Consider the following 15,197-nt stretch of genomic DNA (forward strand, 5'->3'; position numbering starts at 1 on the left):
GGTTGCTGCAAAACAGCGACTGCCCGAAAGTCGCGCCTCGTAGCGGTCTGCGTCAAACTCCATCTGCCGCATCAGAAAACCACTTACCAGATGGCCCACCATCATCAGCAACCATAGAATTTTACGTGTCACCCAGACAAACAGCCTCGCCAGATACAGTACCCAGCTGATGCGTAAATCGAGAGACTGAGACAGATATTCCAGCCGCTCATCCCAGGCATCCCGTTCGTAAACCACGCGCATGAACCATATATTAATGCTGCGGATAATGAATGACAGACGCATGCCGGCACTTTGCGAAAAATGCCCAAATTCGTGCGCCAACACGCCGGAAAACTGCCTCAATGATAAACCGGCAACCAGAGGCATCCCGATCGTCAGCACCAGGTCGTTTCCCAGCATACTCAACCAGCCCCGCCGGAAACCGGCGGATGCATTGACCTGAATATCAAGATTGATCTGCACAGGTCGCGGCGCACCCACGGCGTCGCATACCTGATCGACAAACATAAACAGTAAGGGTTCTTTCTCACGTTTCAGCGCGCGAAAAGCAGAAGAATGCGAAGGCCGTGAGAAGAGGGGCTTCAGCATGAAAATAATAAGAATCACTCCCACAATAATCGGTGCCAGGTATACCAGCAGCAACAGAATCATCCCTTTACCCCTGTTGCGCGTGGTAGTACTCGAACTACCAGCCTCAAACAGGCTAAGCGAATGAACGGCATGAAAATAGACGCCCCAGATCACTCCGCCGATCATCGCGATGTAGAACAATGGCAGCAGAACCATCACAAAACTGACCAGCAGCGCACACAGGCGATACATCAGCGTGGGAGTGACCGGCTCGATATTCCCTTCAAACGCCTGTATGATTTTACGGGGTGTCAGTTCCCGTTGATCGCGACGGGAACGTTTCCGCGGTGTTGCAGAGGAAGGTATGTCAGCTTTGACAGGAGACTGGGCGGACTGTTTCACTCGACGGGGGTCAGAATTACTCATCACGGTTCCTGTCTCAATCTTGCCACCGTGAAGACATCCACAGGCCCCCACATGATCTAACGAACAGAAAATTTACTTAACATATAGTAAGTATTCCCGATCGTAAAATCCATCACCAATTCTGGCACATTAAGACAATTTTAACTCAATACAGACGAGCCGGATCCTGGCGATAAAACATGCGAAGTGTCTCATATAAGTCGAGAGAATACTCCTGCATCTGCCGCGGCTGCTCAAAAAAATGTTCCGAACACACAGCAAAAAACTCCGCTGGATTGGTAGAGCCATACGGATCGATAAATGTTTCCTGACCGTGCTGTACCTGTGAAACCAGTCGCTGGAATTCGCGGGTCATCACTTCATTCCAGCGCCGATATTCTTCCGGACCACTCAGCAGAGGCGTACCATTAAACTGCCGGTCAATGGCATCATAATAATGGGCGAATTCATGGATCACGACATTCCGGCCATCATCGGGAATCTGTCCTCCCTCTCGAATACTCTCCCATGACAATACGATTGGCCCCTGTCCCCAGGATTCCCCCAGGCGAAAGGATGTCCCTTCGGTCAGCACACCAATCGAATTCAGCATCTCCTCCCGTGCCACATAGGTATCCGGATAGACCAGTACCGTCTGCAGGCGATCAAAACAGTCCGTGGCAAATCCCAGTGTCAGCAGACAGGCCTGCCCGGCGATCGTCAGTTTGACTTCTTCCGTGATTTCAAAACCGTTACAGCCCTCCCAGTATTTTTCTTTGACGAAAATCTGTACGCGCTGATAAAGCAGAGTGCGCTGCGTTTCAGTCAACCGCGTCAACTGCGAAACATTCTGGTCCAGGATCTCTGCCCAGTGGCCTGGCACAGGTGAAGCCAGAATTTTTCTGCGTCTGCGTTTTCTCCACCAGGTAAATAACATGAAAAGCAATCCTCAACTATGAATCTGAAAACGTATGCTTGACCTTCAAGGCAGAATTCACGAGCATTATAGTATCAGTGAACTTTAAGCATAGTCCACGAATTATATTCTGCAGCATCTCAATTCATCGAAAGCAGCCATGAAATATCTCGCCCGACTCACGCTGATCGCCGTATCACTCTGTTACCTGGTATCAGATCAGAGCCCCGTCTCAGCAGCTGCTCCGGAAAAGCCGAATATTGTGTTTATATTGGCGGACGACCTGGGATACGGAGATCTCGGCTGTTACGGACAGAAAAAAATCAAAACGCCCCGTATTGATCAGATGGCAGCGGATGGCATGAAATTCAGTCAGATGTATGCGGGCTCTACCGTGTGTGCTCCTTCACGATGTGTCCTGATGACAGGATTGCACATGGGCCACTGCCGCGTCAGAGGAAATACACGCGTCAAAGAAAACCAGTCACTCAAACCTGAAGACGTCACCGTTGCCGAAATCCTGAAACAGGCCGGCTACACAACTGCATTGACGGGCAAATGGGGTGTGGGGGAAGCAGGGACACAGGGCGTTCCCAACCTGCAGGGCTTCGATTATTTTTATGGCTACCTGAACCAGCATAATGCCCACAATTATTACCCCGGATTCCTCTGGAAGAACGGGAAAAAAGTCAAGCTGAATAATGTCGTCGATCCGGCAACCATTAATTCCGACGGACTGGGTGGTGTCGCGACGAAGAAAGTTGATTACTCACATGATCTGGTGATGCAGGAAGCACTTCAATTTATTGATCGGAGTGCCCAGGATCCTTTCTTCCTGTATGTCGCCCTGACAATCCCCCATGCCAACAACGAAGCGGGACGCAAAGTGGGTGATGGCCAGGAAGTACCTGATTACGGCATCTACGAAAACAAAGACTGGAAGAAACAGAACAAAGGTCAGGCCGCCATGATTACCCGCATGGACACCGGCGTGGGTCAGATTCTGGATAAACTCAAAGCACTCAAGATCGACAAAAAAACCCTGGTCATTTTCAGTTCCGATAATGGACACCACCGCGAAGGGGGCAATGATCCGGAATTCTTCGACGCCAACGGTCCGCTCAGAGGCATGAAACGTGATCTCTACGAAGGAGGCATCCGCGTGCCTTTCATCGCATACTGGCCCGGCACAACTCCCGCGGATACTGTTTCCCGTCACATCGGCTATTTCGGCGACCTGATGGCAACTGCGGCGGATCTCGCAGACGTCCCCTGCCCGCCCGGGCTGGACAGTGTCAGCATCGCCCCCACGCTCACAGGTCATCCTGACCAGCAGAAGCAGCACGACTTCCTCTACTGGGAATTCTATGAACAGGGGAGCAAGCAGGCGGTTCGCGCAGGAAAGTGGAAAGCAGTCCGCATGCCCATGCTGACCGGCGAAACGGAACTGTATAACCTCAACCAGGATCTGGGAGAAAGCAACAACCTGGCAGACGAGCATCCGGAACTGGTCAAGCAACTGGAAGCCATGATGCAGCAGGCGCACTCAGAGGACCCGCTCTGGCAGCCTGGTGGAAAAACTCCTAAAAAACAGCCGGCACCCGGTGATGGAAAACCGCGGTTTTAATCACCCAACTTGAAATATTTAAGGGCCAGTCCTGGTCGTTGTATCTAACTGAGCACCTTCCGTGACCAGATCAAGGACAAGTAAAGGTGGTGACATGCACAAGTACAGGCTGTCCTGTCCCGGTATCATAATAGGCAGTTGATGAAGCAGACACATTAAGGACTGTAAACCCAAACAGCGTGGCACAAAAACCCTGCACGGGTACTGTCACCTGTGCTCTCACTGCAGGTAACACAGCCGGATTAAGCGCATCAGCTCCTGCATCAAACTCATAAGGAGGTGGCGTGATGAGTCCACCAAATACCAGATTACCATCACAACTCAGATTTTCATTGGATGGATTGCCGACGTCATAATTTGTCGTGAATACAGCTGGCGTGCCTTGTATGGGATTCGCAGTAGCATAAGCGACGCCCACATCTCGAGGGAATTCAGTCGAATCGTCTGGCATCGGCAAAGTAATCCGTTCCCCCCAGTCTTTCACAGCTGCCAGAGCCGCAGCGTCCATGGCATTGTTGACTTCAACCTGTGCCGCCCATAATGTCGCAATTTCCAGTACCACACAGAAAAATGTGAGAAAGAAAGAACCCCAGATGATTAACCACAGAACAGCAATTCCCCGACGGTTCGATTGAGATTTTCTATTCGAATGAATTCGCATCATGGGTGGGTAATCAATCTTTACAGGTAACGACAATATTATTTTCGCAGGTAGAGCAGATACTTTTTACAATTCGTAAATATAGGTCGTCGATTCTTCGACAATATAATCTGCCACTGAGAATCCAAAACTGGATAAGAAATCCGGAATGTTGTCTCCCAGTCGGACACAAACGGTGGTCCGAACCGACTCAGTAGCCGTCGCGCCTGGTACACTTGGCAGGGCACTCGCTGGTGGATCACAATTACAGTTCGCGGCAGGAGGCGTCGGATCAGCAATCGTCTCCTCGGGTACTGGTGGCACAGCTGGAGAGATCGCAACATTATGTTCCAGTATCACTCTACAACTTCCCTGAGGTAAGCCACCCACCTGAAGCACTCGATCAACACGAGTTTTCAATATTCCCATAGGCCCGGCATTTAAACTGTTGATATCAGCTTCTATCGTTTCAGAAGCGATCTTGGCAGCGAAGCGACTTGCATAAGCGGTCTGTTCGATGGCAACGTAAATTAAAGAAATCTGCACCATCGCCAGCATGATCAACAGAAACGCAGGCATCGTCAGGATCAATTCCAGTACGACAACCCCCGATCGGGCTTTGATTGGTTTCGTATCCTGTAACCTGTTATTCTGCACTGTCGGCGTCCACTTGATTGAGCGGTAAATTTCTTTTGATGATTTCAAGCAATCTAATTGCTGCAATACTAGTTTGGCAAGCAATTTGCGTTCCCTAGATTCCTGTCACTTGACTTCTCAGCAGAATCTGCAGGGAAACGGGAGAACCTCTACATTTCAAGCAAGCTGGAATTCCCGTAAAACGATGCTGGAAGTGAAGCTGACTCGATTCCTGATAACCAGACTTAACACACGCGGAGCAAATGTCTCCATTTGTTAACACACACCTGAACTGAAGTACGGATTATGCAAATCAGCGGGCTAAGAACCTTGAGGAACCAGGGGAACAGTCGATCTACCAGATCGACGGGCAGCAGGCGGCGCACAGGATCGGTTCTGCTGGAGTTTATCCTGACATTTCCCTTGGTTCTGATCATTTCCCTGGCAATCATTCTGTTCGGTTTATTCGCACTTCTGCAGCAAACCATCTCCGCGGCCACAATCGAAGGCACACGAAAAGCAGCCCAGGTCGGTGCCACCACAGACGCCATAGGTAATCTGATACAGGATTATGTCGCGATCAACTCGCTCACACTGGATGTCGCTCAACAACCTGCTGCTCCCGGTGCCGGCGATGTGCTGGTTATAATTGAAGACGGGAGTGGCGTTTTGACACAAACCATTGGAAATTCTGATATTCCGGGTACTCCGGTAGGCCCTTCACCCGGGGTGTCAGAAATTAAAGTTACCATCTGTCTGAATTTAACTGATACCAACGGTACTTCCCCCATCCCCAACCTCTTATCTTCATTTGGTTTCACGCTTTCGGGAAAACAGCTTGAAATCAGCGCTATGACCGGATTAGAGTAACAGCTGTCTGATTTCCTCTTTCTCACCTCATTGAGTTCATTACTGAGCTCAATCATCTGTCAGAACAGCAAGTTTTCCTGCACATGAACGAAATCGCGACTGGAATGTTCCTCTGGCTGCTGAAGATACTGGGAGCGTATCTGGGAATCCTGATCGTGCTGACTCTCATTCTTTCCCGCTGGAAAAAAAAGTCTGTCCAGGAAACCGAAGAGATTGCCGAGCAGAAGAAGCAGCAGCAGAAAAAACGCTGAACGCTGCATTTCTTTATTATTGTGCAAATAGCAGCGGGAACTGCTGTTTCTGCGTCTGGTTACTGGTTTGCGCAGGTCGAGGCCAGCGTCCCGTCGCATTCCCCGCCGGTCTGCCCCGCATCCCGTTGTTCAGGAAGGTCTTCAAAGAACCATCCAGCAGAGGGTTCGATTTGATATCTACAATCGGACTGGATGTCGTTCCCCGCAACTCGACCCGGATCCAGCCACTGGTGGCGTGCCCGATCAACTGGGTAATCAAAGGTAATGGCAACTGCCGGCGCGTGAGCTGTGAAAACAGATCCACTTTCAAACGGCCATCAAAGTGGGCTTCTCCCGCCTGTCCAAACAGACTGATCGCATTCCCTTTGAGTTCGATATACTTCAGATGAAAGGTCTGGTTCGAGACCGTAAAATCGCAGAAGGCAGAATCAAACGCGGTTTTGTCAGGTTGTGACAGACGCACCACTTTGAAAATCTGGGCAATCGGAGGCAGCTCATAAATGGCAGCCGGACTGATCTGCAACTGTCCCTGTCCTTTCAGATCTGATTTACTGGATCCCCGTCCCCACAGCTGAATCCAGCCATTCATCACGCCCCGCAACTGCGACTGTCCCGGCATATAACGGGCCGCGTATTCTTCCAGCAGGCCCCGATTCAATTCGATCTGCATGTTATAGGTGGGCACATCATTCAATTCGATATCCCCCATACAGGTCAGCACACCCCGAATCGCCTTGGCAGTGATCGGCTGCATGGAATTGATCTGCGGCAGACTGACCGACTGAGTCTTTTCACGACGAATCTCGCGCGAACCGACCGTCAAACGCTGGTCGTGAATTTCAAACGGGCCTTTGATTTCCGTCAGATGATAATCCAGTATCACCACCGAATCCAAATCCAGGTCTCCCTTCAAATGGAGATGGCTTCCATCCCAGGTCCCTTCTGAATGCACCTTACCGTAAACCTTGGTAAGATCTACCCCGGCCGTCAGTGTATTTTCAGCCAGATAAGAATTCATATCCCAGTATGCAGTGATCGCTGTTCCCGGCTGCTGAGATCCTCGAAATTCGATCATGCCATTTGCAGAAATCGGTCGCTGGATATTAAGCGTATTCAACGCGGATGCCATCGCTTCAGGCAATGCTTTCTGAAAAGCGCGATCAGTGGATAAATCATCAATGGTCATTTTATCCAGTTGAACCCACCAGTCTCCACTTGGGGTGACTCCGGCAAGTGCCTTTGCGATGCGGATTTTTGTCTCATCGTGATTCCCGGAGATACCTGACATACGAACTTCGTTGACCCCGGTTTCCGGATTGACGCGAAAACTCCCTTGGGCCTTCAGATTATCAAGGGGGTAGGGAAAGTCTTTCAGACTCATACTACCATCGAACCAGTCTATGCGCGGAATACCGACCTGCAACGGTTTGCCACGTTCCCAGATGACATGCGTATCAAGGTTAACCTTTCCGGTAGGAGCGAAATTCATCCAGAGTTCCTGCAATGATTCTGGTAATGCCAGTTTGAGACTGGAGTCACAGGATGCATTTTCAGCTGATACTTTCAATTCCAATCTACCATCATTGGCAAATCGGGCATAAGAACCGTCTGCTGACAGGCTCGCACTGCCATGTTTGCCTGTAAGTTGCTCAAACCGGGTGACTCCCGTATTACTGAAATAGGATACGCGTCCTTTGAGATCGCTGATGCGATATGGAAAGTCCTGATACTGCAACGATCCATGATCCATTTCTGCTACGAAGTTCAAATGAATCGGCTGATCTAATAACGGAGCCCGTGTGAGCCTGAGAGTGGCATCTGCTGTTCCCTGCAGGTCAACCTCATCCAGCACTTTTCTGACGACTTCAGGAGAGGCAGCTCGCAAAGTCGCATCAATGGGCACCTGCTCTGTCTGGACCAGAATTTCGATTTCAGAAGCGGGACCTGGATGCCTGACATGGCCTTTCGCTTCCACATGTCGCTGGCCAGCCGTTCCGTCGAACTCCAGTATTAGTGTATCTCCCTGCGTTTGTTTCATATACCCTTTAATATGCGAAACGCGATACGGAAAATGCACCGGAATCACTTCCGCGTCATTTGTGGAAACCTTGAGATTCTGTATCTGCCATTTGCCGGTGCCGGGATGATTAAAGTTGACTTCCAGGTCAACATTACCGCTGGGCCGCAGCGTATCGTAAGTGCGGGCCAGACCCCCTGACAGTCGACTTCGCAGTCGTTGATCAATGGGAAGTTTTCGTGACTGGAAAGAAAATGAACTCTTATATTTGAGTGGCGCGTCTACAGACGTATCTTCAGCAAACCGATGATACCCGGTTAATTCAAAACTGGTATCACCATTAAACGCCTGTAAATTTTGAACCAGAACCCGCTGGTTATTCACCAGCACTTTCCCGGCGATGTTTCGCAGTGGGAACGGTAACACCGGATGCTTCAGCTTGCCTTCCCGCAAATGTGTAAGTACCTGAAACTGTGGGGGCTGGTCCTGCCGACTGCGGGCCAGACTGAATTGAATGTCCATCTGGGCACTCACTCCCAGATCATACAATCCCGTCGAGGGGTCCGGTTTCAATCGCAAAGAGGGCATGGCTGTTTTCAACTGTGTTATCAGCTCCGGCGAAATCCCGGTTGCCATCTGTACCAGATTCGGTCCAAACTCCAGTTGACTCCATGTACCTGTAATTGACCCCAGTTTGGAATTGAGATCCCAGTAGCCCGAAATCTCCAGTTTACCCGCCTGCGGAATTGAAGTGTGGCCTTCAATTTCATAACGGCTCGTTCCAGAAGGGATGAGCCTCAAATCCAGATTCTGAAATGTCATTGACGTGGGCACGCCCTGGTCGCCCCGTTCAAATTTCAATGACAGACTGCCCCGCTCAATGACCAGTTCGGGGAGTGGATTATCATTCTTGACCGGCTCGGGCAGCCCCTCCCAGTTCCAGGTCCCATCAGCCATCCGGACCAGCACCAGTTGGGGACGATTCAACACAACTTTCTGGACGTCGATGATCTGGTGCCGCGCGAGCTTTTCCTGATTTAAGGTCACAACGACCTCGGGTAAATCGATAATCGTGTCGGAATGAGTCGCCACATTCACCCGACAACCTTCAATCCGCACACGACGCCGATAATCAAATTGCGCCCGGTCGATATCGAGCATCAGTCCCGGGATATGATTTACGATCTTTTCCATGACGCCCGCCTTTAACATCTCATCGCTGCGCATCCATAGATAATACCCGTAACTTCCGCCGGTAATGACCAGCGAAATCAGGATCAACAGACACCATTGAAATGTTTTACGAACAACCATAGTTTTTCTTAACCGCTTGAGATCACGTTCAGATCACGGATGGATTTCTTTCTTTTGAAATCGGGAAACATACAACCGGCAGATACCCACGGCTGACAGAATATACAAGCTGTATTCCGCCGGCAGTCGATACCGCAACGAACTGACAAACACCATGTGAATCAATGAAAAATACAGGATCGGACCTGCCGTGATCAGTAACAGCAGACATTGATCCCGGGAAATCCAGGCACCATACAAGGCAAACCCCATCACAGGCACAAATACTACCGAGACAGCGAGCATCATCCACCAGGACTGGAACTGGGCTGCATTGGGCCACGGCTTCCAGTAACGCAGCAGCTTCGCAACCATTAACTGCAGCACATGCCCTGGATGCTGCTTCGCATAAGCCACAGCCCGCTGTGTGTAGTGTTGATTCATTTCGTATTCAGTCATGGAATCCAACACACGTTCCTGGTCAAAAAAAGTCATGTCACTGTCACCGGTGGCCCGTGGATTCAACCCGTCATACAGACTCGGCCCCGCCCAGAGTGTGGTTGGAACAAAGTGTCCTGTCACCTGATAATTTCGTATCACCCAGGGTAACAACATCAGGGTGAAGCCGATCATCAATACCAGTGATCTCTGCACCGCTGTCTTACGATGCCCTTTCGCACTGAAAATATAAAACGCGACAACCAGGGGAACGACCAGCAGCCAGCTGGGTCTCACATAATACGCCAGCGCGAGTGAGACTCCTGCCAGCAGTGACCAGAAGATTCCCCTGTTTCGATCTGTTTTCTCCCATTCAATTTTTGATAATTTCACCAGCCCCCATAACGAAATCAGCATCGCGAGTGCAAATAGGGTTTCACTTAATATCAGCACACTGAATCCAGCCATCACCGGAGAGACTGCCGTCAGACCCGCTGCCAGCACCCCCACGGTTTCATTCACCAGTTCCTTCCCCAGTAAATAAACAACAAAGCAGGTCACTACGCCCAGCAGTGCCAGCACCAGTCGCACCCGCGCATGCGATTCACCGACCACCGACATCGCTCCCGCCAGCACCAGGGGAAAACCGGGCATCCGTAGTACACGTCTTGGTGGCGTGTAGATTGAATACGGCTCGCCCTGTTTCAGCGTCTGAGCCAGCTTCCAGTACCCTTCAGCATCTCCTTCAATCACATAGCTTCGCCCGGGTTGGCGCTCCAGTTGGCGCTGCACGTACACCGCCACGCCGCACCTGAGAAATGCGGATATCAATAAAACCAATAACAATAAATACTTAAGCCGTTTTGACTGCGGCATATTTTTCCCTGCCACTTTTGAAATGTGGGAATAGTACGACTACTCGACTATCAGGGTCAATTCCAATATAGCTGCCCCTCTTTCGCCGGCATAAACCATCTCTGATTTGAGACCCCGATTCCCCAGATAGTCCACGTCTCTACTGTACAAACTACGCAATGAAATGAATCGATAAATCAGAATCGCTCCCCTCCAATTCACCCATCTTGACACAAAATCAATGATCGTTTAGGCTCCCCGCTCCTCTCTCAAGACGCATCACCTCCAATTCATCTCATTCCTTTCACGAAGCCCTTTTTCAAGGCTGAGGGAAACTATGCGCTATTTCAAATTTTCAATCCTGTCTGGAATCGCCCTGTTCGCAGTCGCCATGTTTTTTCTATCCCGTTCCATCGATGGCTTTCTTGAAGTCAACAATGAATCAGAACAGGTGGCGGCTGACTCGGACCTGGAACGATCCTTATCAGAACCCGGCGAGTTTCCCGAGTTCAACCTTGATTTCCCGGCTGGAGCGAATGAGAGTCAGGAGAAACCAGACTCAGCCACTGATTCACAACCCGGCAAACTGACAGCGCCAAAGGCACCGGGACAAATTTCGGGAAAGTCAAATACTCGACTGTTAACCGCAAGCTCAAACCAGACAGGGACAGCCCCCGAACTGAATCTGCAGGTACTCGCACAAACGACCCGGGAACAACGTACGACCTTAATAGAAGAACTCATTCGCCTGGATGCGGATCTGGTGCGTCAGGTGGCGATCACCGCCGGCATTCAGCAGGATCGATCACCTGGTTCACGTCCGCCGGTACAACAAATCGCACTTTCTGGGACTGCTCCGGGGCAGACGATCTCAGCAGGATATTCCCCCAGTCAGAATCCCACCTTGCGCGAATCGTTCCTGGTACAACAACAGCAGCCCACCCAAATCGTAGCCGCCTACCGTGGAATCACAATTAAGCTGCCGGGAACTCCTGTCCAGAATGGGCAACTGCACCAGAAGATTAAAGTGGTTCCGGCAAACACCAATACGCTGATGCCGGCCACGGTATTAAGCCAGAACCTGGTAGCCCTCGATCTTCCGGCTCAACTCTCTCAGGCAGTCAGCAGCCAGAATGTGACTGCAGTCAAGTTATCCGAGCTGGGGGAATTTCAACCGGCAGAAATTGTCAAGCTGACAGGCACAGGCCTGGTGATCGGCTTAAGAGGAACCGGTGACCGGAACATTTCTGCGGAAGCGATCCGGGCACTCAAATCCTCCATGAACGCGATGAACATTGATCAGCGCAGCATCAAAACACCTATTCAGGCCGGGAACCTGGCCAACGTTTCCATAGTGGTTTATATCCCGAACCAGGGCGTTTCCCGTGGAAAACAACTGGAGTGTTACATTACCGCTGCCTCTCCGGGAGTCGATCTGACCGGCGGATATCTCCTGCCCACGACCCTGAATATTCCAGGGCACCCAAGTCCAAACGCGGACGCCATGGCGGTGGGCTCAGTTCAAACCGATCAGAGCAAACAGAAATCCCAGGCCATGATTGCCAGCGGTGCGCAGCTCCTCACCGATGTGAATCCTCGACTGGTTTCTGGGCAGGGTATTCCCCACCTCAAATTTTTCCTGAACTCGGAATCACATTCTCCACAATTAAGTGACCTGATCACGCGTCAGATCAATCAGTTTCTCCAGGCGGAAAAGCATCTGAATTCCAAAGCCATGCTGCAGTCTTCCAGCCTGATCATGATCTCTCTTCCGCATAACGACCCACAGCAGGCTCATCATCTGGCAACACAACTACTTTCACTCTCTCTCCCTCTCCAGACGGCTGATCCTGAATCACAACAGCCCCAGGTCATCATCGAAAGCAGGACAGGAAAACTTCAAGCGAAAGGTCAGGTGCGTATCCAACCTGCCTTCATTAACCAGCAGAACCTGATTCTGGAAATCGGATCTTCCATCCAGAACAGTTCAACCAATGGCGCAGATTTACTTGCACTGATGCAACATCTGCAGATGCCTCAACAAACTCAAATTCAGCTTCTGCAGCAACTTCAACAGCAGGGTAAAATCAACGCCACACTGCTCCAGCAGTAAGCCCCCCTTGCCGTTGCCAGTGGAATCTGGGAAAATCAGGGTCTGAGTGCATCACCCTGGCCCCGTTTGTCATTGAGCTGATCCTTCCATGATTTCCGAATTATCCGGCATTGAACTGCTTTACCTCTCACAGCGACTCGTCCCCGTCATTTTGCTGGGACTGTTCTGGAGCTGGGAAAGCTGGTCCGCTTTTAAACCTTATGACAGACAGATCCGTTATCGGCATGCCTTTCATAATCTGCTGCTGGCCATTCTGAATGCCCTGTTCATTGGCTTGTTGTTTGGAACCGCTGTGGAATTCACATCCCAATGGGCCCGCGAACACAACTGGGGACTGCTTCACCAGTTACCGCTGGGTATTTTCTGGAAAACGATTCTGGCGGTGGTGTTGCTGGATGCCTGGATGTATTGCTGGCACTGGTTGAACCATCGCATCCCGTTCTTCTGGAGATTCCACAGGATGCATCACAGCGATCCCCACATGGATGTCTCCACTGCCACCCGTTTCCACTGGGGAGAATTGACCTTTTCTACTTTATTTCGGCTGCTGCTGATTCCACTGCTGGGTCTGGTGACCTGGCAGCTCATCCTGTATGGGATCCTGATCTATCTGTCCACGCAGTTTCACCATGCGAATATCTCACTGGGGAAGGTCGACCCGCTACTCCGCTGGCTGTTTGTCACACCGGATATGCATAAAATCCACCATTCACGCCTTCCCCGGGAATTGAATTCCAATTATTCGACAGTCTTTTCCTGCTGGGATCGCCTGGCGGGCACCTTCCGGATGCGCCCCCACCTGGAAACCATTGATTTCGGGCTCTCTGAATATGATGATCCGGACTGGCAGACACTGCTGGGTATGTGGAAAACCCCGTTTAGCCCCCCACCGTCACAACCGGCACCCCCGCACCGGAAAAGTCCCCCGGACTGACCTCTCTCATGTGCTTTTCAGTAGAATCGGGGTGCCTCAACCGATACTCAATATACGATTCTGAAGTTTAAGTCTTGGCAAAGCGACAGAGCCGGGGTATACTTCAGCGAGTCCTTGGATCTGATTCTATCAAATTCAGGACGATCTGGTTGGAACAAGCGAGTAGCGTTTTCTCTTAAATGATTACGTTTTCCGACCTGAAAGGGTGTTTTGCAGAGTTGGATCCTCTTGTGGCCCTTTCTACTTGTGCAGCGGGTTTGCTGCACATCCCTGCTAACTGCCAACGGTTGTGTTGACCGCTGACAAAAGCATCCGCGTCGTTGTGGACGCATTGAATTCTGTGATTTTCTTGTTTATCCAGAGTTCCCACAGAAGCGACGTTTGCTTTTGGTCAAGCTGGTCCCACCCGCTTTCCCCCAAGCGAATCCCTGAAGAGCCAGGCGAACGATTCTCCTGCTCTCGTACACTTTCCAGTGTGCTGTTGCAACCAGGCGGAACCGATGAACTCACCCGATCGTGAATCAGCGCCCTCCGCTCTGTCTCCCCAAAACGAATCGAATTTTAAACAATATCAGTCTTGTCCTCTGTGACGAATCACAGAATTTATCCCCTATGATGAAGCCGGATTTCGGCAGACAGGACCAGCAAAACATTAAGGCAATACATTGAATACGTTTCAAGAACTCAACTTAATCGCACCAGTTCAAAAAGCACTGGTCGAAGAAAACTACAAAATCCCCACCCCCATTCAGGCACAGACGATTCCCGCTGCCCTGGAGGGCCGGGATGTCCTGGGGTGTGCCCAGACCGGTACCGGTAAAACAGCCGCACTGGCTCTCCCCATCTTAAATCAGCTGGGAAAAAACAGTCGCAAATCAATCCCGAATCATCCACTGGCGTTGATTCTGGCTCCTACGCGCGAACTTGCCATTCAGATTGGCGACAGCTTTGACGCGTATGGCAGACATCTGCAACTGCGGTCGGTTCTGATTTACGGCGGTGTCGGTCAGGGAAATCAGGTCAAAGCTTTAAAACGGGGCGCTCATATTCTGGTAGCAACTCCAGGGCGACTGCTCGACCTGATGAACCAGGGGCATATCAAGCTGAATCAACTGGAAGTCTTTGTGCTCGATGAAGCAGACCGCATGCTCGACATGGGATTCCTTCCCGACCTCAAGCGAATCATCAGCCAGTTACCCGCACAGCGACAGTCGTTATTCTTTTCAGCCACACTGGCTCCCAAGATCACGGAACTGGCACACAGCCTGTTGTCCAACCCCGTCACAGTCAATGTGACTCCCAAGACCACCAGTGTCCAGAAAATTCAGCAGCAACTCATGTTTGTAGAACGCAATCTGAAACAGCCGCTCCTGCAGAAAATACTGGGCGGTGATGAAGTCGAACGGGCACTGGTTTTCACAAAAACAAAACGAACTGCCAATACACTGTCACAACGACTGGTGCGCAGCGGGTTCAAAGCCACAGCGATTCACGGCAATAAGTCACAGGGAGCACGACAGCAGGCACTGGAAGCGTTCGTGGATACCCCGGACGACGCCACCCGCATGCTTTTTTGCCAGGCCCATCTGCACCAGGTGTACGGCACCCTGCAAATGGTGGAGTTCTACG

General features: G+C 50.9%; 12 protein-coding genes. 6 read left to right on the forward strand and 6 right to left on the reverse strand.

Annotation, left to right across the window (positions count from 1 at the left end; translation table 11 throughout):
* Positions 1-999, reverse strand: a 999-nt coding sequence (locus AACZ40_RS22415) for a M48 family metalloprotease (protein ID WP_339675912.1), incomplete at its 3' end; no start/stop codon positions are given.
* Positions 1,000-1,144: 145 nt separating this feature from the next.
* Positions 1,145-1,915 (reverse strand): M90 family metallopeptidase, encoded by a 771-nt coding sequence (locus tag AACZ40_RS22420; protein WP_291180457.1) that lies wholly within the window; start codon positions 1,913-1,915, stop codon positions 1,145-1,147.
* A gap of 139 nt (positions 1,916-2,054) precedes the next feature.
* Between AACZ40_RS22420 and AACZ40_RS22425 the strand changes: the two genes are divergently transcribed.
* The gene (locus AACZ40_RS22425; protein WP_291180454.1) at positions 2,055-3,521 is read left to right on the forward strand and encodes an arylsulfatase; all 1,467 of its coding nucleotides are present in this window, start codon (positions 2,055-2,057) and stop codon (positions 3,519-3,521) included.
* 70 nt (positions 3,522-3,591) lie between these two features.
* On the opposite strand, the gene AACZ40_RS22430 is transcribed toward AACZ40_RS22425, so the two are convergent.
* Both AACZ40_RS22430 and AACZ40_RS22435 read right to left on the reverse strand, forming a co-directional pair.
* The gene (locus AACZ40_RS22430) at positions 3,592-4,185 is read right to left on the reverse strand and encodes a pilus assembly protein TadG-related protein (RefSeq protein ID WP_291180451.1); all 594 of its coding nucleotides are present in this window, start codon (positions 4,183-4,185) and stop codon (positions 3,592-3,594) included.
* A 63-nt stretch (positions 4,186-4,248) separates the two neighbouring features.
* Positions 4,249-4,866, reverse strand: coding sequence for a TadE/TadG family type IV pilus assembly protein (locus tag AACZ40_RS22435; RefSeq protein WP_291180448.1), 618 nt, complete (start codon positions 4,864-4,866; stop codon positions 4,249-4,251).
* A 237-nt stretch (positions 4,867-5,103) separates the two neighbouring features.
* Between AACZ40_RS22435 and AACZ40_RS22440 the strand changes: the two genes are divergently transcribed.
* Positions 5,104-5,667 carry a TadE family protein gene (locus tag AACZ40_RS22440; RefSeq protein WP_291180445.1) on the forward strand — a complete coding sequence of 188 codons (564 nt, stop codon included), beginning with the start codon at positions 5,104-5,106 and terminating at the stop codon, positions 5,665-5,667.
* A gap of 83 nt (positions 5,668-5,750) precedes the next feature.
* On the forward strand, positions 5,751-5,918 hold the full coding sequence (locus AACZ40_RS22445; RefSeq protein WP_291180442.1) for a hypothetical protein: 168 nt from the start codon (positions 5,751-5,753) through the stop codon (positions 5,916-5,918).
* Between the two features lie 16 nt (positions 5,919-5,934).
* Here AACZ40_RS22445 and AACZ40_RS22450 read toward each other — a convergent pair whose 3' ends face one another.
* Entirely contained in the window at positions 5,935-9,249 is a 3,315-nt protein-coding gene (locus tag AACZ40_RS22450) for a hypothetical protein (protein WP_291180438.1), read from the reverse strand.
* A 33-nt stretch (positions 9,250-9,282) separates the two neighbouring features.
* Entirely contained in the window at positions 9,283-10,464 is a 1,182-nt protein-coding gene (locus AACZ40_RS22455) for a glycosyltransferase family 39 protein (protein WP_339675921.1), read from the reverse strand.
* A gap of 394 nt (positions 10,465-10,858) precedes the next feature.
* Between AACZ40_RS22455 and AACZ40_RS22460 the strand changes: the two genes are divergently transcribed.
* The 3 genes from AACZ40_RS22460 to AACZ40_RS22470 all read left to right on the forward strand — a co-directional run.
* Positions 10,859-12,634 (forward strand): flagellar basal body P-ring protein FlgI, encoded by a 1,776-nt coding sequence (locus AACZ40_RS22460; protein ID WP_339675924.1) that lies wholly within the window; start codon positions 10,859-10,861, stop codon positions 12,632-12,634.
* A gap of 88 nt (positions 12,635-12,722) precedes the next feature.
* Positions 12,723-13,568: a sterol desaturase family protein gene (locus AACZ40_RS22465; RefSeq protein ID WP_291180429.1), complete on the forward strand. Its 846-nt coding sequence runs from the start codon at positions 12,723-12,725 to the stop codon at positions 13,566-13,568.
* 665 nt (positions 13,569-14,233) lie between these two features.
* Positions 14,234-15,197 (forward strand): DEAD/DEAH box helicase (locus tag AACZ40_RS22470; protein WP_339675926.1); only part of this gene is annotated, 964 nt, incomplete at its 3' end.

Origin of the sequence: uncultured Gimesia sp. (assembly GCF_963972345.1) — a bacterium.
GTDB lineage: Bacteria > Planctomycetota > Planctomycetia > Planctomycetales > Planctomycetaceae > Gimesia.

Coding starts and splice junctions, on each gene's coding strand:
- AACZ40_RS22465 (WP_291180429.1), top strand. CDS start 12,723: ATGATTTCCGAATTATCCGGCATTGAACTGCTTTACCTCTCACAGCGA.
- AACZ40_RS22440 (WP_291180445.1), top strand. CDS start 5,104: ATGCAAATCAGCGGGCTAAGAACCTTGAGGAACCAGGGGAACAGTCGA.
- AACZ40_RS22460 (WP_339675924.1), top strand. CDS start 10,859: ATGCGCTATTTCAAATTTTCAATCCTGTCTGGAATCGCCCTGTTCGCA.
- AACZ40_RS22445 (WP_291180442.1), top strand. CDS start 5,751: ATGAACGAAATCGCGACTGGAATGTTCCTCTGGCTGCTGAAGATACTG.
- AACZ40_RS22450 (WP_291180438.1), bottom strand. CDS start 9,249: ATGGTTGTTCGTAAAACATTTCAATGGTGTCTGTTGATCCTGATTTCG.
- AACZ40_RS22430 (WP_291180451.1), bottom strand. CDS start 4,185: ATGATGCGAATTCATTCGAATAGAAAATCTCAATCGAACCGTCGGGGA.
- AACZ40_RS22420 (WP_291180457.1), bottom strand. CDS start 1,915: ATGTTATTTACCTGGTGGAGAAAACGCAGACGCAGAAAAATTCTGGCT.
- AACZ40_RS22425 (WP_291180454.1), top strand. CDS start 2,055: ATGAAATATCTCGCCCGACTCACGCTGATCGCCGTATCACTCTGTTAC.